20 protein-coding genes and 1 tRNA gene are annotated in these 18,287 nt (G+C 63.5%); 13 read left to right on the plus strand and 8 right to left on the minus strand.

Annotated elements, in window-relative coordinates; translation table 11 throughout:
* The first annotated feature begins 48 nt into the window (after positions 1–48).
* Together RHIZ70P_RS06000 and RHIZ70P_RS23400 are read left to right on the plus strand one after the other, a co-directional pair.
* Positions 49–138, plus strand: a tRNA-Ser gene (locus tag RHIZ70P_RS06000).
* Between the two features lie 121 nt (positions 139–259).
* The gene (locus RHIZ70P_RS23400) at positions 260–385 is read left to right on the plus strand and encodes a hypothetical protein (RefSeq protein WP_268877518.1); all 126 of its coding nucleotides are present in this window, start codon (positions 260–262) and stop codon (positions 383–385) included.
* Positions 386–498: 113 nt separating this feature from the next.
* Here the strand turns inward: RHIZ70P_RS23400 and RHIZ70P_RS06005 are convergent, their stop codons facing one another.
* Positions 499–1,953 (minus strand): cobyric acid synthase, encoded by a 1,455-nt coding sequence (locus tag RHIZ70P_RS06005; RefSeq protein ID WP_115669463.1) that lies wholly within the window; start codon positions 1,951–1,953, stop codon positions 499–501.
* Positions 1,954–2,659: 706 nt separating this feature from the next.
* Here RHIZ70P_RS06005 and RHIZ70P_RS06010 point away from each other — a divergent pair.
* From RHIZ70P_RS06010 to bmt, 4 genes are all read left to right on the plus strand, one after another.
* Entirely contained in the window at positions 2,660–3,658 is a 999-nt protein-coding gene (locus RHIZ70P_RS06010) for an ABC transporter substrate-binding protein (RefSeq protein ID WP_115669464.1), read from the plus strand.
* Between the two features lie 103 nt (positions 3,659–3,761).
* Positions 3,762–4,676 carry an ABC transporter permease gene (locus tag RHIZ70P_RS06015; protein ID WP_115669465.1) on the plus strand — a complete coding sequence of 305 codons (915 nt, stop codon included), beginning with the start codon at positions 3,762–3,764 and terminating at the stop codon, positions 4,674–4,676.
* Entirely contained in the window at positions 4,669–5,721 is a 1,053-nt protein-coding gene (locus tag RHIZ70P_RS06020) for a quaternary amine ABC transporter ATP-binding protein (RefSeq protein ID WP_115669466.1), read from the plus strand. Before RHIZ70P_RS06015 ends, RHIZ70P_RS06020 begins: the two co-directional genes overlap by 8 nt.
* 93 nt (positions 5,722–5,814) lie before the next feature.
* Complete coding sequence (gene bmt / locus RHIZ70P_RS06025) at positions 5,815–6,831, plus strand: betaine--homocysteine S-methyltransferase (RefSeq protein ID WP_115669467.1); 1,017 nt, start codon at positions 5,815–5,817, stop codon at positions 6,829–6,831.
* A 21-nt stretch (positions 6,832–6,852) separates the two neighbouring features.
* Here bmt and RHIZ70P_RS06030 read toward each other — a convergent pair whose 3' ends face one another.
* Positions 6,853–7,875: a glycosyltransferase family 2 protein gene (locus RHIZ70P_RS06030; RefSeq protein WP_147293968.1), complete on the minus strand. Its 1,023-nt coding sequence runs from the start codon at positions 7,873–7,875 to the stop codon at positions 6,853–6,855.
* Positions 7,876–8,094: 219 nt separating this feature from the next.
* Here RHIZ70P_RS06030 and RHIZ70P_RS06035 point away from each other — a divergent pair, with 219 nt between their 5' ends.
* Complete coding sequence (locus RHIZ70P_RS06035) at positions 8,095–9,828, plus strand: hypothetical protein (RefSeq protein WP_115669469.1); 1,734 nt, start codon at positions 8,095–8,097, stop codon at positions 9,826–9,828.
* Between the two features lie 57 nt (positions 9,829–9,885).
* Complete coding sequence (locus RHIZ70P_RS06040) at positions 9,886–10,230, plus strand: hypothetical protein (RefSeq protein ID WP_115669470.1); 345 nt, start codon at positions 9,886–9,888, stop codon at positions 10,228–10,230.
* A 22-nt stretch (positions 10,231–10,252) separates the two neighbouring features.
* Here the strand turns inward: RHIZ70P_RS06040 and RHIZ70P_RS06045 are convergent, their stop codons facing one another.
* Positions 10,253–11,002, minus strand: a complete 750-nt coding sequence (locus RHIZ70P_RS06045; RefSeq protein ID WP_115669471.1) for a phosphodiester glycosidase family protein — start codon at positions 11,000–11,002, stop codon at positions 10,253–10,255.
* Positions 11,003–11,214: 212 nt separating this feature from the next.
* On the opposite strand from RHIZ70P_RS06045, the gene RHIZ70P_RS06050 reads away from it, so the two are divergent.
* Positions 11,215–11,925 (plus strand): ParA family protein, encoded by a 711-nt coding sequence (locus RHIZ70P_RS06050; RefSeq protein ID WP_115669472.1) that lies wholly within the window; start codon positions 11,215–11,217, stop codon positions 11,923–11,925.
* Positions 11,926–11,933: 8 nt separating this feature from the next.
* On the opposite strand, the gene RHIZ70P_RS06055 is transcribed toward RHIZ70P_RS06050, so the two are convergent.
* Both RHIZ70P_RS06055 and RHIZ70P_RS06060 read right to left on the minus strand, forming a co-directional pair.
* Positions 11,934–12,644, minus strand: a complete 711-nt coding sequence (locus tag RHIZ70P_RS06055; protein WP_115669473.1) for a 4Fe-4S dicluster domain-containing protein — start codon at positions 12,642–12,644, stop codon at positions 11,934–11,936.
* A 101-nt stretch (positions 12,645–12,745) separates the two neighbouring features.
* Positions 12,746–14,317 (minus strand): trimethylamine methyltransferase family protein, encoded by a 1,572-nt coding sequence (locus tag RHIZ70P_RS06060; protein WP_115669474.1) that lies wholly within the window; start codon positions 14,315–14,317, stop codon positions 12,746–12,748.
* Positions 14,318–14,582: 265 nt separating this feature from the next.
* Here RHIZ70P_RS06060 and RHIZ70P_RS06065 point away from each other — a divergent pair, with 265 nt between their 5' ends.
* Positions 14,583–15,284, plus strand: a complete 702-nt coding sequence (locus tag RHIZ70P_RS06065; RefSeq protein ID WP_115669475.1) for a corrinoid protein — start codon at positions 14,583–14,585, stop codon at positions 15,282–15,284.
* 17 nt (positions 15,285–15,301) lie between these two features.
* On the opposite strand, the gene RHIZ70P_RS22925 is transcribed toward RHIZ70P_RS06065, so the two are convergent.
* Positions 15,302–15,451 carry a hypothetical protein gene (locus RHIZ70P_RS22925; RefSeq protein ID WP_181903951.1) on the minus strand — a complete coding sequence of 50 codons (150 nt, stop codon included), beginning with the start codon at positions 15,449–15,451 and terminating at the stop codon, positions 15,302–15,304.
* Between the two features lie 14 nt (positions 15,452–15,465).
* Positions 15,466–15,624 (minus strand): entericidin A/B family lipoprotein, encoded by a 159-nt coding sequence (locus RHIZ70P_RS06070; RefSeq protein WP_115669476.1) that lies wholly within the window; start codon positions 15,622–15,624, stop codon positions 15,466–15,468.
* Between the two features lie 54 nt (positions 15,625–15,678).
* Between RHIZ70P_RS06070 and RHIZ70P_RS06075 the strand changes: the two genes are divergently transcribed.
* Positions 15,679–16,281 carry a DUF1638 domain-containing protein gene (locus tag RHIZ70P_RS06075; protein ID WP_115669477.1) on the plus strand — a complete coding sequence of 201 codons (603 nt, stop codon included), beginning with the start codon at positions 15,679–15,681 and terminating at the stop codon, positions 16,279–16,281.
* 29 nt (positions 16,282–16,310) lie between these two features.
* Here RHIZ70P_RS06075 and RHIZ70P_RS22930 read toward each other — a convergent pair whose 3' ends face one another.
* Positions 16,311–16,469 carry an entericidin B signal peptide protein gene (locus RHIZ70P_RS22930; RefSeq protein ID WP_181903952.1) on the minus strand — a complete coding sequence of 53 codons (159 nt, stop codon included), beginning with the start codon at positions 16,467–16,469 and terminating at the stop codon, positions 16,311–16,313.
* A 284-nt stretch (positions 16,470–16,753) separates the two neighbouring features.
* Here RHIZ70P_RS22930 and RHIZ70P_RS06080 point away from each other — a divergent pair, with 284 nt between their 5' ends.
* Positions 16,754–17,380: an exopolysaccharide biosynthesis protein gene (locus tag RHIZ70P_RS06080; RefSeq protein WP_235842155.1), complete on the plus strand. Its 627-nt coding sequence runs from the start codon at positions 16,754–16,756 to the stop codon at positions 17,378–17,380.
* Between the two features lie 19 nt (positions 17,381–17,399).
* Positions 17,400–18,191, plus strand: a complete 792-nt coding sequence (locus tag RHIZ70P_RS06085) for a formyl transferase (RefSeq protein ID WP_235842156.1) — start codon at positions 17,400–17,402, stop codon at positions 18,189–18,191.
* Positions 18,192–18,287: the final 96 nt, after the last annotated feature.

Genomic DNA, 18,287 nt, shown 5'->3' on the forward strand with positions numbered 1-18,287 from the left:
AAATCCGTCTTGCAAAGCGCGCTGTCATTGCGCATAAGGCGGTTCACCGGAGGAGTGTCCGAGCGGTTTAAGGAACCGGTCTTGAAAACCGGCGTGCGGGAAACCGTACCGTGGGTTCGAATCCCACCTCCTCCGCCATGCCCATGGAATAAGCCGATGAAATAAAACGGGATCCGTTCGGATTTTACCGATGGATTTAGCCGTACCGGAACCAGTTTTGCCGCAATGTCGTTATAGGAGCGAGCGTCAGGAGCAAACAATGCGCGCCATATTCCTTGTGATCATTGCCTCGGTGCTCAGCATCCTGGCCTTCAAGTACAATGACAATTCTCTGGGCCAGGAACAACTCATGGCCTCGCCGGTGGATGTCGCCGCGGAAAAGTAGCCGTGCGTTGCGCGGGCTCCGCACAAATTCGCGATGAGCTTTTCTTTTCAAAACCCACGAAGTCGCACCGACGCAGCGAACGAAAACCCGCTCCGAGCGATCTCAGGTTTGATTTAGCCCAGCCATTGCCGCAGCCATTCCGGCGAAAGCCGCGACTCAAGTTCCTCGGCCAGTTCGTCCAGAGCGGTTTCGACACTCAGGCGATAGTCGCCTCCCCCGCCGCTGATGCCAAAACTCTCCAGAAGTATGCCCCGGTAGGCATCGCTGGCAAACAGGCCGTGCAGATAGCTGCCCATCACCCGACCATCCGCGGAGCGCGCGCCATCCGGCCGCCCTTCGATCATCACCGCCGCCCGCGCGCAATCCGGGCCTTGCGTCACCCCGAGATGGATCTCGTAACCCGACAACTCCGCATCGAATTCGACCGAGCGGGCGCGGCTGTTGCGCACCGTCTTTTCCGGCGCCATCACCGTGTCGACCTCCAGCAGACCGAGACCGGGCACCGTTCGGCTCTCTCCTTCGAGCCCGAGCGGATCGGCGACGGTGCGCCCGAGCATCTGGTAGCCGCCGCAAATGCCGATCACCCGGCCGCCGCGCCTAACATGGGCGGCGAGATCGGCGTCCCAGCCATTGGCCCGCAGGTCCTCGAGATCGCCGATCGTCGATTTCGACCCCGGCAGGATGACCAGACCCGCATCGACCGGCAGGCGCTCGCCGGCCCGCACATAGACGAGCTCCACCTCGGGCTCGGAGGCCAGTGGATCGAAATCGTCGAAATTGGCAATGCGCGACAGGACCGGCACGGCGATCTTCAGTGCGCCGGCACGACCGCTCGCCAGCCTCTCCAGCACCACCGAATCCTCGGCCGGCAGGCGACCGGCGGCCTTCAGCCACGGCACGACGCCGAAGCACGGCCAGCCGGTGAAACGGCCAATCGCTGCGATGCCGTCGTCGAACAGGCTGACGTCGCCGCGGAACTTGTTGATGATGTAGCCGACGATCTGCCGTCGGTCTTCGTCGGGCAGGATCGTATGCGTGCCGACCAGCGAGGCGATCACCCCGCCCCTGTCGATGTCGCCGACCAGCACCACCGGCACGCCGGCGCGGGTGGCAAAGCCCATATTGGCGATGTCGCCGGCCCGCAGGTTGATTTCCGCCGGCGAGCCCGCGCCTTCGACGACGACCAGATCGGCGCCGTTCTTGACCGTCTCGAAGCTCTCCAGCACCGCCGACAAAAGCTTAGGCTTGAGTTTCTGGTAGTCGCGCCCCCTCGCCTGGCCGAAAACCCTGCCCTGCACGATGATCTGGCTTCCGGTCTCGGATTGGGGTTTCAGCAGGACGGGGTTCATGTGCACCGAGGACGGCACCCGGCAGGCCAGCGCCTGAAGCCATTGCGCCCGGCCGATCTCGCCGCCATCGTCGGCGACGGCGGCATTGTTGGACATGTTCTGCGGCTTGAACGGCCTGACCTTCAGGCCGCGATTGGCGGCAAGCCGGCAAAGCCCCGCGACGAGAACCGTCTTGCCGACGTCCGACCCTGTCCCCTGCAGCATCACCGCCTTCGCCATCGCCCGTCCCCAATGGTCATCGTCTCACGCGAGGCCAGATACATCACGGAAGCGAAGGGCGCCCGCCCGGCCACGTCATTGCACACCGCGTCCACGCCGCACAAAAAGGGACCATGGTCGCCCACGCCGCCGCGCGATGTTTCCCATTGCGCCAATTCGGCTGGAATCACAAGCGGCTGACCACCCAAGGCTCTGGCCGCGCGACTCGATCGGGTTCTGAAGGAGGGGGTAAAGCGGCGGGCCACGACAGGCCCCTTCGCAGAAGAAACTTCAGCGCTCCGGGACGCAATACCAACTCCGGAGGCGCTGACGGCAATTACGCGCCGTTGGAGGCTTTGTAGCGCGGCAGTTCTTACCGGATGGTTATCCCTTCGCGTACGAGATGATATTTTTCCGCTTTTTCTGCGCGATCCTGCTCAAGCCCGCCGTATCTGGCCGGCGCGACGGAGACTGCCGAAGCGCGGCCCCAAGGTTGATTTATTCACCGGAAGCCGTAGGCTTGTCCCCACCGACACGGCGGCTCGGTTTGGTGCCCCACCCCGGTCGATCGATCGGCGCCGGACGCCCTTGGGCCAAATCTAGACAGCAATGAGTGCTGCGCGCCTTGCTTGCCGCCGATTCCGCCCTAGGTGCCAGGGATCAGCACCAATCCCTCGCGCCGCCGCCTGTGCGTCGCCAAAGATCGAGACTGGGAGGTCTTAAGCTCATGAAGAAGCTCTTCGCGTCCACCATCCTTGCCGTCGGCCTCTCTGCCTTTGCCGGCTCGGTCCAGGCCGCCGAATGCGGCGACGTGACGATTGCCGAAATGAACTGGGCCTCGGCCGGTGTCGCGGCCCATGTCGACAAGATCATTCTTGAAGCGGGCTACGGCTGCAAGGTCACGCTCGTCACCGGCGATACGATGCCGACATTCACCTCGATGAACGAGAAGGGCGAGCCTGACGTTGCGCCGGAAATGTGGGTCAACACAGCCCGCGAAGTGCTGGAAAAGGCCGTCGCCGAAGGGCGACTGCTGCAACTTGCGCCGATCCTGAGCGATGGCGGCGTCGAGGGCTGGTGGATCCCGAAATTCATCGCCGACGCCAATCCCGACATCAAGACGGTGCAGCAGGCGCTGGAACATCCGCAACTCTTCCCCGCACCGGAGGATCCCTCCAAGGGCGCCGTGATCAATTGCCCCGCCGGCTGGAGCTGCCAGATTTCTACCGCCAATCTTTACCGCGCGCTCGGCGCCAAGGAAAAGGGCTTCGAACTGATCGACACGGGTTCGGCCGCCGGGCTGGACGGATCGATCGCCAGCGCTTTCGAGAAGAAGACGGGTTGGCTGGGTTATTACTGGGCGCCGACCGCCATTCTCGGCAAGTATGAAATGGTCAAACTCTCCTTCGGCGTGGCGCACGACAAGGCCGAATGGGACAGTTGCACGGCGGTCGCCGATTGCGCCGCGCCCAAGGTCAATTCCTATCCGGTGTCGGACGTCTTTACCGTCGTCACCCAGTCATTCGCCGAGAAGAACCCGATCGCCATCGACTATTTCAAGGCGCGTCAATGGGACAATCAGACCGTCGGCCAGGTGCTCGCCTGGATGGATGAAAACCAGGCCCCGAACGAAGATGCAGCGAGGCACTTCCTTGCGACCTATCCGGACCTGTGGATGAGCTGGGTTGCTCCGGACGTGGCCGCGAAGGTCAAGGCTGCGCTCTGAGTTCCGCGCTGACCGCCATGCCTGGCCGCTGCATCGACGTTCGCGGCAGCCGCTGTTCGGCGCTGCGTCTGTCGGACGAAGGAACCCAAGGGGGTACGGGGTAATGGCGCGCGCCCTTTGTGACTATCTGCCGCAACTGCTCTGCGAGTTTCCCACGCTCGACGAAGACTTCATGCGTGATCTGCGCAAATCCGTCGATGGCGGATTCAAGTCGTTCGTGCGCAGCTATGGCGACCCGTTGGACAATGCGCTGGAGCCGTTGCAATGGTTCCTCAACTGGTTGCAGGCGCTTTTCGTCGATGCGCCGTGGATCGTCTTTCTGGCATTGCTGACCACGCTGGTCTATCTGGCCAGCCGCAGCTTGAAGATCACGCTCGGCACCGCCCTATCCATGGGAGTCATCGGTCTGGTCGGATTGTGGGAAGACACCATGGTGACGCTCGCCATGGTGACCGTTTGTACCCTGATTTCGATCGTCATCGGCCTGCCGATGGGCATCCTGATGGCCCGGTCCGACCGTATGCAGTCCAGTGTCAACCCGGTCCTCGACGTCATGCAGACCCTGCCGAGCTTCGTCTACCTGATCCCCGTCGTGATGATCTTCGGCATCGGCAAGGTGCCTGGTCTGATCGCCGTCGTGATCTACGCCGTGCCGCCAATGATCCGGCTGACCAATCTCGGCATCCGTCTCGTCGACAGGGATGTGCTGGAGGCGGCGGATGCCTTTGGCTCCTCCAGTTTCCAGAAGCTCTTCCAGGTCCAGCTTCCTCTGGCCTTGCCGACCATCATGGCCGGCATCAACCAGACGATCATGATGGCGCTGGCCATGGTCGTGGTCGCTTCGATGATCGGTGTCGGTGGCCTCGGCAAGAACGTCCTCCAGGCGATCACCAACCAGTTTTTCACCATCGGACTGCTCAACGGTTTCGCGCTCGTCGTCATCGCCATCATCTTCGACCGCACCAGCCAGGCTTACGGACGACGGCTGCAGAAGCATACCGAGAGGATCCATGGCTGAGAGCATCGAGATCCGCAACCTCTACAAGATCTTCGGCCCGCACGGTGCCGAACTGGTCGAGGCGGTGAAGGCCGGTATCACCAAGGCCGAACTCAACGACCGCCATGACCATGTCCTCGGCCTGAAGAACATCAATATCGCCATGCCGGCCGGGTGCATCACGGTCGTGATGGGGCTGTCCGGCTCCGGCAAGTCCACGCTAATCCGCCACATCAACCGCTTGATCGAGCCGACGGTCGGCGAGGTCCTGGTCGACGGCGTCGACGTCTGCCGCATGTCGCCTGCCGAATTGCGCGCGTTTCGGCGCACAAGGACGGCGATGGTGTTCCAGAAGTTCGCGCTGTTGCCGCACCGCACCGTGCTGGAAAACACCGCCTACGGGCTTGGCATCCAGGGCATTGACCGTTCCACGGCCCGGACAAGAGCCCGCAAGTGGATCGAGCGCGTCGGCCTTGCCGGTTTCGAGGACCGTTATCCGCACCAGCTTTCGGGCGGCATGCAGCAGCGTGTCGGACTCGCCCGCGCCCTCGCCACCGATGCCGGGATCCTCCTGATGGACGAGGCCTTTTCCGCACTCGACCCCCTCATCCGGATCGACATGCAGACCATGCTGCTCGAGCTCCAGCGCGACCTCAGGAAAACCGTCGTGTTCATCACCCATGACCTCGACGAGGCGCTGCGGCTCGGCGACCGGATCGCCATCCTGCGCGATGGAGCGATCGTCCAGCAGGGAACGGGCCAGGATATCGTGCTTGCCCCGGCCGACGCTTACATTTCGGCCTTCGTAAGCGAGGTCAACCGCGGCCGGGTTGTTCAGGCGGGCTCGATCATGAAGCCGCTGGAGCCGCCTTTGCCGGCCCGGCACGGCATCGCGGTGCCGGCCGACTGCGTTCTGGAGGACGCCGCCCGGCAGATGCTGGCGGCCGGCCTGGGCGCGGCAAATGTCACCGATGCCACCGGGCGCCCTATCGGCACGATAGACTTGGCCTCGATCGTCGCCGCCATGGTGACGCCGGCCGGTCACCCCCCTCACCCGCGGCCATAAAGGCCCGGCGCAAACGGGTCCTTGCGTTTGTCCGTTGCGGCTCCCGGCAGAAGCCTCTAAATCCTGTGAACCGAATTCACGAGGACAAGAAACATGGCGACCGCCCCCAATCCACTTTCCGAACTTCTGGCGCAAAAGGGCGTGCTGCTCGCCGATGGAGCGACGGGCACCAATCTCTTCGCCATGGGGCTGGAAGCCGGCGAGGCTCCGGAACTGTGGAACGAGACCCAGCCGGAGAAGATCACCAAGCTGCACCAGGACTTCGTCGACGCCGGCGCCGACATCATCCTCACCAATTCCTTCGGCGGCACGCGCCATCGCCTGAAGCTGCACCACGCACAGGACCGCGTCCATGCGCTCAACAAGAAGGCGGCCGAGATCGCCCGCGCCGTTGCCGACAAGGCGCCGCGCAAGGTCATCGTCGCCGGTTCCGTCGGTCCGACCGGAGAATTGTTGCAGCCCCTCGGCGCCATGACCTATGACGAGGCGGTCGCTTCCTTTGCCGAACAGATGGAGGGCCTGAAAGCCGGCGGGGTCGACGTCGCCTGGATCGAGACCATGTCATCGGCCGACGAGATCCGCGCCGCGGCCGAAGCTGCCGTCAAGACCGGCCTGCCCTATACCTATACCGGCTCGTTCGACACCGCCGGCAAGACGATGATGGGGCTCGATCCGAAGGACATTCACGGCGTCGCCAAAGACATCGGTTCCGGACCGCTCGCGGTCGGCGCCAATTGCGGCGTCGGCGCCTCCGACATTCTGGCGAGCCTGCTCGACATGACCGCCGCCGATCCGGCCGCGACCGTGATCGTCAAGGGCAATTGCGGCATCCCCGAATTTCGCGGCACGGAAATCCACTATTCCGGTACACCGCCGCTGATGGCGGAATATGCAAGGCTTGCCCGCGATGCCGGAGCGAAGATCATCGGCGGCTGCTGCGGCACGTCCTGCGGCCATCTTGCCGCCATGCGGGCGGCGATAGACGGCTACATGCCGGGACCGCGCCCGACCATCGAGACGATCGTCGAGAAGATCGGACCGCTGCGCAACAAGACCGCGACGGAATCCGGTGCCCAGGAAGGCGGACGGCGCACGCGCCGCCGCGGCTGAACGCTTGCCTTCGGCGCCGGCTCAGGCCGGCGCCATCATCGCCTTGACGAAGGCCACGTAGCGATCCTTCAGGCCCGGCTGCAGCCGGTCGACCATCATCAGCGCGATCTGGAACTGCATGAAGCTGTCCTGCTCCTCGATCGCCATGGTCGCAAGATGCCGGACCGTGCCGTCATAATCCTCCGGCGCGTTGGCAACCTTCTGGATGAAGGGGCCGAGCAGCCGGTTGGTGACGATCCGGCCGAGCCGCTGGCGCTGCTCGGGCTGCACCGGACTTCCTGATCGCATCGAAAGGACGAAGAGGTCGAGATACATCAGGAGACCGTCGAACTTCGTCGCCTCGGCCGGCAGACCGGCATTGCGATAGAGATCGACAACCATGCCGTCGATCTTCTCGACGGAATCCCACTTGCCCATGTTGTAGCGGAAGACCGTGCCGGGATCGTGCGCCATCTTGCCATAGCAGATCAACGCCAGCATCAGTGCCCAGTCGCAATACATGCCCTTGGTCGGATGGTGCTCGGCGAAGGCATGGATCAGCGATGTGAAGACATCGCGGCGAAACATGCTGTAGTAGAGACTGTTATTGCCCTGCGCACCGGCGACGTATTGGCCGATGCGCTCGGCGGGATCATCCGAGTCCAAGGCGAAGCCCTTGGTCTGCATCTGGCCGTGAAGGGCCGAGTACGGCACGCTGACCGGCAGGACACCGATGTAGTCCCCAGGCAGGCTCGCAAGATCGAAGGCCGGCTGCCCTTCGGCGACGGCGATCTGGTCATCGTCGCCCATCGGCATGACGAAGGGCGTCGTCGCGGCATCCAGAGCAAGGCGCATGTTGACGAGAGGCGGCGCATCGCCGGCGTCGATCACCGTCAAAAGCGGCGATCGGCCTGCAAGATAGGCGCGCTTTTCCGGATCGCCGGAATTGTCCGAAACGATCAGAACGGCATTGCGCGCCTCGCAATAGGCGATGGCGCTGTCGATCGCTGCGCGCGACTGCGCGAGGCTGCGATTGCTCGGCATGCAAATGGACAATTCTGGCATTGTAAGGCTCCGACCTGGAAGGCGCCCGTCCCGGCACGCACGACATCATTTTCGTCTTGGCCCGAATCGACGGCCAATCGTCGCGCCAGCCTTTCCACTCGCGTCCTGCCTGTCAACCAAAGGCCGAGCCTGCGGCATGCCCGGCACAAGCCTTGGATAAGGCTCGCCGCCTAGCCTCCACCAAGACTTGTCAGACCGACCACGGAAGCACTGCCTCGAATGACATCGCAACAAGGACTGCCGGCCGCGGTCGATGCCTACAAGGCCGGGCGCTTTGAACAGTGCCTTGCGCGCCTGTCGCCGCTGATCGCAAGGAGCGGTCGCGATTCCAAGCTCATCCTCATGGCCGCCCAGTGCCATGCCAAGCTCGGCCAACTGGAACAGGCGGCGCAATACTATGCCCAGGCGGCCGATCTCGATGCCGAGAACGGCCGGATGCTGCGATTGCTGGCGGCGAGAAGCTACAGGCGGGCGCGACGCCGCGCCCCTGCCCTGACGCTGGCCCGCCAGGCGGCCCGCGGCGGCCCGTTCGACGTCGAGGCGGAGAGCACCTACCGCAGCCTGCTGCGCGAGCAATTATTGCTCGCCGAATGCGAGATCGAAGATGCCCGCATGCTCGAGCGTCTGACATCCGGCGATGCGCTCGCCTTCGGCGTCGATGACCCGCACGACCACATCATGTGGTGCGTCGACGAAGGCCTGAATGCCAAGGTGACCCGGATGCACGGCGGCGCGGCGTTTACCGCGCAGTCGCGGCTCGAACGGCGCTCGCGGCCGCATGTCTTCGGCGAGCGGATCAGGGTCGGCTATCTGTCGAACGACATCTGCGACCAGCATGCGACCATGCGGTTGATCCAGGGGGTCTTTTTGTCCCACGACCGGGAAAATTTCGACGTCACCCTGTTTTGCTATACCGACGACGATGTTCTGTCGGCCGACCAGGGCCTGCGAAGCCAGTACGGGACGATCGTTTCGATCCGCGAGCTGGACGACGCACAGGCTGCCGATCTCATCCGCGCGCGCGGCATCGATATCCTCGTCGATCAGAAGGGCCACACGAAGGACGCCCGCATCAGTCTGGTCAATCGGGGACTGGCGCCGATCCAGGTTGCCTATCTCGGCTTTCCGGGCTCGGGAACCGGGATCGACTGCGACTACATCATCGGCGACCGCATCGTCACGCCGGATTCGTCCAGGCCTTATTATCACGAAAAATTCTGCCGGCTGCCGGACAGCTACCAGGCCAATGACCGCCTGCACCGGGTCCTGCCGCCCCCGGCTATGCGGGAGAGCCTCGGCCTACCCGCTGATGCCTTCGTCATCGCCTCGTTCAATGCGGTGAAAAAGATCACGCCGCGCACCGCAAGGCTGTGGGCCCGCACCCTCGTCGCCATTCCACGGGCTGTGCTGTGGATGATGTGCGACGATGACGACGCGCGGGCGAATTTCATCGCCTTCATGGCGGGCCTCGGCGTCGCCGCCGAGCGCATCCACTTTGCCCGGCGCGCCGACTATCCCGCGCACGTCGCCCGCCTTCAGGCCGCCGACATCGCCCTCGACACCTTTCCGACCAATGGCCACACCACCACATCGGACAAGCTATGGGCCGGCCTTCCCGTGCTGACCTGCAAGGGTCGCAATTTTACGTCGCGGGTGTCGGAGAGCCTGTTGAACGCCATCGGCATGCCGGAACTGGTGGCGGACGACGAGGACGGCATGGTCGAACTCTGCATCGCCCTTGCGACCGACAGCGACCGCCTCGCCGAGATCCGCGCCCGCCTTGCCGAAAACCGCCTCGTCGCACCGCTCTTCGACACCGCGCGCTTCACGCGGCATCTCGAGCGGGCCTACGAGATGATGGTCGAGCGAGAAAGGCAGGGGCTGGAACCCGACCATTTCGACGTGCCGGCGCTGCCCCGACCGGTCAGGTCCATCGCCGTCTCTCCGACCTGAACCGCCGTTTCCGCCAGATCACCAATGTCCTGATTTCAAATTGAAAAGGAGGCAACAATGCCGCAAGGCCAGACATCCCCCGACATCATCGCCGACAAGCTCCGCGGCCTGAGCGAGACCGACAAGTCCTTTCTCCAGCTCGTCTTCGAGAGTGCGGAACACGACAACAAGCTGTTCGACGGCATCGCCCTTCATCTCGACCGCGAAAGCGAGGCGCCGTTCCTCAATACGCTCAGACTGGAGCGGTGCGGCGAATGGCTCGGCAATACCGCACCGGCGCGGCTGCAGATCCGCCTGATGGAAGCCGCCCGATCCAGCCAGCACCCCGCCTACCTCGCCCTGCGCAACGGCCTTGTCCGCTCCGGCGGGCTCGAACGCGCCTATCCCAAGGCCGCCGTCTGAAGGCTCTGCAGCGACACCGTCGCTATTGCGGCACCGTGCCGATCACCGCGATGATCGGCCCCAGCGGAAAGAAATGATCGCGCCGCCCGTTTTCGGCGGCGTAGAGGCTGGAAATCGTTCCGTCGAGATAGAGCGCGTTGCGACAGCCCAATCGGTCGCGAAACAGCCGGGCGAAATCGTAGAACCGCACCGGGGCCTCCGAGACCACCATGTGCACCCTGCCCTCTGCATCGACCCCAATCCCGTTGCGGATCTTCAGGCTGTCGCTCTCGGGAAGAAATCGCGGGTGGATTGCTCCGTCGATGACCAGCATCGGCCCGGACTGCGTCGCATAATCCGCCGAACGACGCTCCTTCAGATATCGGGCTGTCTCCGTCACCCCGGCCCGGCCATCCTTCAGCCAGAAGACACCGTTCGGCAAAAGGTGGAAATTGCCCCACCCCGCCTTGGTGCTGATCGCATGGCGCTCGATGCCGTGCTCGACGAACAATCCCACCGGCGAAAGATCCTGGTGGTACATGCCGCCGTTCATCGCGACGATGAGATAATGCCGCTCGCGCCACAGCTGTCGGATGAGGGAATCAAAACTGCCGAACGCCTTTCCGCCGGCGTCCCCGTGATAGATTCGCATGACGGAGCGGGCCGGATCGACGCTGCAGAGGGTATAGGGCAACCCCTCAAAAACGTTGCCCTCGCAGGCCTGCGCAGCCATCGCGGCACCGGCGCGGACCGGAAGGAAGAGCATAATCAGGATGATGAAAATCAAATGCATGCGGTGTCCGGTTAAAGTTCCTTGCGAGATAACTCCAAGAGTTTCCGACATTGATCCCAACACGCGCGGCATTCAAGCAATTAACGAAACACTACAGCTATTTACGTCTCATTAACCAATCCCGCCAACCATGCGTTTCAGGCAGCATGAAACCCGGGCTGCGGCATGGAGCGATGACTTGGCTCGGACCTTTGTTTCATCAAGGAAAAGATATGCCAGTACTGACATTTGCCAATACCAAGGGCGGCGCAGGCAAGACGACCGCAGTCCTCATTCTCGCCAGCGAACTCGCCGGCCGCGGCCACCGCGTCACCATCGTCGATGCCGATCCGCGCGGCTGGATCAGCCGCTGGCACGCGATTGCCGGAGCAAGCAGCCTGATCTCCGTCGCCCCGGTGAGCGAAGAGACGATCGAAGCCGCAACCGCGAAGGCGAAGAAGCGCGGTGGCTATATCCTCATCGACCTGCCGTCGAGCCATGACGCCCTGCTCGCCAAGGCCGTGGGCCTTGTCGATCACGTGCTGATCCCGGTCCAGGGCTGCGCCATGGATGCACATGGCGGCGCCGAGGTTCTTGAACTGCTGAGGGAACTCGACCAGTCCTGCGGCGTGCGCATTCCGCATTCCGTCGTGCTCACTCGCGTCAATGCCGCGGTGACGACCCGTGCCCTTCAGGCGGCCAAGGATTTCCTCGCCGCCCGCGGCATCGCCACGCTGTCGACCGCGATCGCCGAGCGCGCCGCCTATCGCGACGTGTTCGACAAGGGTGGCCTGTTGCAGGCGATGAACCCCTTGGAGGTGTCGAACCTTGCTAGGGCGCTGGAGAACGGTTCGCGTCTCGCCACCGAGGTGATGGCACTCTTGCCGCAGAAGGCCGCCCGTGCCGCCGCGCCGCGCAAGGCTGCGATCGCCAAGGCTGCCTGAGCTCAAGGCTAATCGGGAGGCGGGACGAGCGCTTCCATGTGGAAGCGAAGCTGGTCTTCCGGATAGCGGAAACCTTCTCCGGCGGGACAGGCGGCCCGGGCAAGGCAACCCTTGCCCATGCAGCCTTCCCGTCCCGGCTCGCTCGCCAGAAATTTCCGGCAGGCCGTCAGGTCGAAACCGTCGGCCGTTATGGCGCCGACGGGACAGGCCGCGAGACACGGTCTGCCCGCGCAATCGTCGCACGGATGCCGCGGCATGGAGATCGGCGTTTTCTCCGGCTCGGAAATGTCCTCGGCAAACCCCAGTGCACCGCGATAGCCGTGCCACAATCCAAATTTTGGGTGGATGAGAATGCCGAGCGGAGACGCCCTCAAGCCTTCGGCCGACATGGCCCAGCGCTGGAACGGCTGGTAGGGCGGGTCCGAGGGGAAATAGGCCGTCGCACCGGTCTTGGTGGCGAGATTTTCGATCAACTGCTTCGACCAATGATCCAGCGGATCGGCACAGGCGCCGCTCCCTTGCCCGGCGTGCCATGCGCTGAAGGCCGGCCATAGCGATCCGCCGATATTGCCGATCAGCACGACCGCCCGCGCCGCCTGACCATCGCGCAGCAGGGGACCGCCCACGCCATGGGCAAACCGTGCGACGCCCCGATAGTGCAATCCCTGCGGTGCAAGCGCCCCCTCGACCACGTCGCGAATAGGCAAAAGGCCGCTCATCGCGGCCCCTCGTATTTGTAGTGCGGTCGCCAAACCGATTCCTGGATCATGTCCGCGACTTTCGCCGCTCCGCCTTGCTCCCTGGCGGGACCGGGATAATTTCAGGTGAAGGCGTCCGGCATCGAATCCTTGCGCCTGGCGATATAGGCGGTGAGCGCCTCGTCGATGGCCGGATCGAGCGGCGGGGCCTCGTAGCTGTCGAGCCAGGAGCGGCAGAGCGCGTTGGCGCGATCCTCGATCCGCTTCTTGCCCTCGATTTCCCACTGCTCGAAGGAATTGTTGTCGGCGAGCGCCGAGCGATAGAAAGCCGTCTGGAAATTCGCCTGGGTGTGAGCGCATCCGAGATAGTGGGCGCCGGGACCGACCTCGCGGATCGCGTCCATCGCCTGGCCGTCTTCCGACAGGTCGACGCCGATCGCCATCTTCTGCATCATGCCGAGCTGGTCCTGGTCGATCATGAACTTCTCGTAGCAGGCCGACAGGCCGCCCTCCAGCCAGCCGGCGGCATGCAGCACGAAATTGGTGCCGGCGAGCAGCGTCATGTTGAGCGTGTTGGCGCTCTCATGCGCGGCTTGAGCATCCGGAACCTTGGAGGCGCACAGCGAGCCGCCGGTGCGGAACGGCAGGCCGAGGCGACGCGCAAGCTGAGCGGCACCATAGGAGACCAGCGCCGGTTCCGGCGTGCCGAAGGTCGGCGCCCCCGACTGCATCGAGATCGAGGCGGCAAACGTGCCGAACAGCACCGGCGCGCCGGGGCGCACCAACTGGGTGAAGGCGGCACCGGCCAGGACCTCGGCGAGAATCTGGGTCAGCGTGCCGGCGACCGTGACCGGGCTCATGGCGCCCGAAAGGATGAAGGGCGACACCACGCAGGCCTGGTTGTGGCGGGCATAGACCTTCAGCGCGCCCAACATGGTTTCGTCGAACACCATCGGCGAATTGGCGTTGATGAGGTTGAGGGTCACGCAATTGTTCTCGACGAAGTCGTCGCCGAATACCAGCTTGGCCATGGCCACGGTGTCCTCGGCCCGCTCGGGCGCGGTAACCGATCCCATGAACGGCTTGTCCGAATATTTGATGTGGCTGTAGACCATGTCGAGATGGCGCTTGTTCACCGGGACGTCGACCGGCTCGCAGACCGTTCCGCCGGACGAATGCATCGACGGCGCCATGTAGGCGAGCTTCACGAAATTGCGGAAATCCTCGATCGTCGCATAGCGGCGATTGCCGTCGAGGTCGCGCACGAAGGGCGGGCCGTAGACCGGCGCGAACACGGTCGCCTTGCCGCCGATCTGGACGTTGCGCTCAGGATTGCGGGCGTGCCAGGTGAACTCGCTGGGCGCGGTCTTCAGCAGCGCGCGGCAGAGGCCCCTGGGGAAATGGACCCGCTCTCCCCTCACCTCGGCGCCGGCCGCCCGCCACATGTCGAGCGCTTCCGCGTCGTCACGGAACTCAATGCCGATCTCTTCCAGGATGATGTCGGCATTGCGCTCGATGATCTCCAAGCCTTCCTCGTCGAGCACTTCATAGACGGGGATCTTGCGCTGAATGTAGGGCATGGACGGTCCGGCCCCGCCACCGCTGCGGGATGCGCGGCGCGCGGCCGCCCCACGGCCCTCGCTGCGCGTGCGTCGGCCCGCACCGGTGCCGGTCTCTGCTGTGATCTCGTCCATCTTGCGTTTCCTCTGTGTCGCGCGCTGCCACGCTGTTTTCTCATCAATATGCTATTCGAATTTCGATGGGAAACATTCCTTAATGCGCCAACCATTTGCATGATGCAGACATCGGGCGCCCGCAAGGCACCGCCGCCCGTCGCATTTCACGACCGGCGACGTCGCAGACGAAAAGAGATTTTGGCGAACTTGAGGTTTAACTGTCGATGAGGCAGTCTTTTTCAGACCGCGACAGGAATCGCGCAACACCAGCCGGGAGGCACCCATGTCCGACGACGAAATCATTCTCTCGGAACTCTCCGATGACGAACTCGTGCAGCAGATGCACGACGATCTCTATGACGGCCTGAAGGAAGAGATCGAGGAGGCCACCAACATCCTGCTCGAACGCGGCTGGGCGCCCTATGACATTCTGACCCAGGCGCTGGTCGAGGGCATGCGCATCGTGGGCATAGACTTCCGCGACGGCATTCTTTTCGTCCCGGAAGTGCTGCTGTCTGCAAACGCGATGAAGTCCGGAATGAACATCCTGCGGCCGCTGCTGGCCGCGACCGGCGCCCCGAAGCAGGGCAAGATGGTGATCGGCACCGTCAAGGGCGACATCCACGACATCGGCAAGAACCTGGTCGGCATGATGATGGAAGGCGCCGGCTTCGACGTCATCGACCTCGGCATCAACAACCCGGTCGAGAACTATCTGGATGCCATCGAGCGGGAAAAGCCCGACATCGTCGGCATGTCGGCGCTTTTGACCACGACCATGCCCTACATGAAGGTGGTCATCGACACGCTCAAGGAAAAGGGCATGCGCGACGACTATATCGTGCTCGTCGGCGGTGCGCCGCTCAATGAAGAATTCGGCAAGGCGGTCGGCGCCGACGCCTATTGTCGCGATGCGGCGGTCGCGGTGGAGACGGCCAAGGAATTCATTGCCCGCAAGCACAACAGCCTGACTGCGCAGGCCTGAGGAAACACCGGTCGCGTTCAGCGATCGGAGACATAAGACATCGCGGCAGTGTTCGTCGTGCCGATGCCGTGCGGCTGCAAGCCCTCCCACAGCGTGAAGCCGCCGGCCGAGACGAGGATCGTGAGAATATAGGCGGCGCTGACCTTGGCGACGGTATCGAGCGTCATGCTCCCTGCTCCCGTCACTTTGCCGCGTTTTCGACGTTACGGCCGGCCTGTTGCGTGGCATCGACCGCATTGGCCGTATCCTGGCCCATGCCGCGGATCGTGTTGCCGCAGGAGGCAAGGCCGAAGGCAGACGCGACGAGGACGGCTGCGAGGGTGAGTTTGCGGCTGGTCATGACAGATGTCTCCCTATTGGATAAGCGAATGCGAAACGTGTCGAGAATGCGACGATGAAACGCACGGAAGCGCAAAAGGTTCAGATCATCGCCTGCGGGGCGATCGCCCGCGAAATCCTGGCGATCCGCGAGGCGAACCGTCTCGACCATATCGATCTCGAATGCCTGCCGGCGATCTGGCATGTCTATCCGGAGAAGATCGCGCCGGCGCTGCGCGAGAAAATCGCCGCGGCGAAAGCCGCCGGCTATGGCCGCATTTTCCTCGGCTATGCCGAATGTGGCACTCAGGGAGAGATCGACAAGATCTGTGCGGAGGAAGGCATCGCGCGCATTGCCGGCCCGCACTGCTACGCCTTCTTTTCCGGCACGGAGAAGTTCCTCTCCGCGTGCGAGCACGAGTTCACCGCCTTCTACCTGACGGACCTGATCACGCGCCAGTTCGAGGCCTTCGTCATCGAGCCGCTGAAGCTCGACAAGCATCCGGAATTGCGCGACATGGTGTTCGGCAACTACACCAAGATCGTCTACCTGGCGCAGACCGAGGATCAGGAATTGCAGGACAAGGCACGGTGGGCGGCCCACTATCTCGGCCTCGACTATGAATACCGCTTCACCGGCTATGGGGACCTGGACCCGGCGCTGCGCGCTCTGGCATGACCTGTCAAACCGGCAGCGACGGCTTTCTCCTACTTCACAGAATTGACGACGCTACGCCCGGCATCCTGTGTCGCGTCGACGGCATTGCCGAGATCGCGGCCGACGCCGCGAATTGTGTTGCCGCAAGACGTGAGCCACACGAGAGCGAGGCCAAGTGCCAGAGCCGAAAGGACAGGTCTTGTCGCCATGGAATGTCTCCAGAAAGGAACAGATCGGATGCCGGCGTCCTTTGCACCGACATTCGCCAAAATCAAGGCCGCAAAGTCCGTGCCCCGCACCTTTCCCCTTCCAGGCGGAAAGGCGCAAATGTCACGCCCCGCATCGGCGCATGGATTTGCATTTAACTCAACTTTTATCATGCCTGGCGAATTGACCATCACCTTAATACCTCTGCAATTGGTCCCTAACAGAATGAAGCCAGGTCGTCTCAAGAACGAAAAGGCAAAGGACAATGACCGAGGGGGCAGGAACATTGGCATATTCGCTCGCTGACCGTCACGAAAAGGAAAGGCCGGAGCATCTCTCCGACCTGCTCTTGCGGCTGGCGCGTCGCAGCGATGGCACCATCACCATCCGCGACATTGCGATCACCCTTCAGGACCGATCCTTCGGCGCCTTCCTGCTGGTCTTCTCCTTGCCGAATCTGGTGCCCATGCCGCCCGGCGCCACGCTCTTCCTCGGCCTGCCGCTGATTTTCGTCGCCTGGCAGATGCTGACCTCCGCCCAGGGACGGATCTACCTGCCCCGCCGGATCGCCAACTACGGCGTCGGCGCCTCCACCTTTCAAGGCGCCGTCAACCGTCTCGTCCCCTGGCTCAAACGTGCCGAGACGCTGGTGAAACCGCGCTTCTGGTTTCTCGAAACCCGCTTCTCCGAACGCGTGCTGGGCCTCTTCGCCCTCGTGCTCGCCATTGTCGTCTTCCTGCCGATCCCGCTCGGCAACTGGCTGCCGGCGCTGGCGCTCGCCATCATCGGTTTTGCCCATTCCCAATGCGACGGCTTCGGCGTGCTGATCGGCACGCTCGTCGGCCTGTTGTCGATCGCCGTGGCTGGTTTCGTCGTCTATACGGCCGGCGCCGTCCTGCTGCTGGTGTTCTGACCGCGAGAGGATTTTCCCCATGAGCGAGCCGAAATCGACAGAGCCATCTTCCGCAACCGTCATGGTGATGACCGCTGGCGGGCCCAATCCGGCGATCGTCATCAATGCCCTCGCCGGGCACTATCCGAACCTGCATGTCGTGCAAGAACAACCGGAATCGAAGTGGGCGATCACCCGCCGCCGGGCCCGGCTGCTCGGCTGGCTCGCCGCGCTCGGCCAGTTGGGCACGATGATCGCCGCCCGGCTGTTGCGCCCGCTCGCAAGGGGGCGGATCGACGCGCTTCTAAACGCGAACGGCCTCTCCGCGACGATCGCAACCCATGTCCGGATCCACGACGTCGCCTCGATCAACGATCCGGCCACCCTTGCGCTCGTCTCCGAGCTGAAGCCTGGCGTCATCCTGCTCGTCAGCACACGGCTGATGTCGCGAACCGCACTCGCCGCCATGCCTTGCCCGGTCATCAACCTCCATGCCGGAATCAACCCGCAATACCGCGGCCAGATGGGCGGATACTGGTCGCTCGCCGAGGAGGACGCCGCCAATTTCGGCGCGACGCTCCATCTTGTGGATGCCGGCACCGACACCGGCGGCACGCTCTACGAGGTCCGAACCCTGCCGGACGACGGCGACTTCATCGCCACCTATCCGCTCGTCCTGACGGTGGCGGCGATCGACATCACGCTTCAATCGGTCGACGATGCGGTCCATGGGCGGCTTCGCCCCTCCCAGCCGGAAGGCCCGTCTGTCCTGCGCTATCCGCCGACCCTGTGGGCCTGGCTTGTCAACGGCTTTCGGCGCAAGATCTGGTAATTCGCGGGCCACGTCGCTTTTTGCTCCTTGCGACGTCGTCGCAAGCGCAGTCCGCCGCTTTGGACCTGTGCATTGTGACAAAAAGGGGAGTGTGAG

The organism is Paenirhizobium selenitireducens ATCC BAA-1503 (assembly GCF_900492185.1).
GTDB classification, from domain to species: domain Bacteria; phylum Pseudomonadota; class Alphaproteobacteria; order Rhizobiales; family Rhizobiaceae; genus Allorhizobium; species Allorhizobium selenitireducens_A.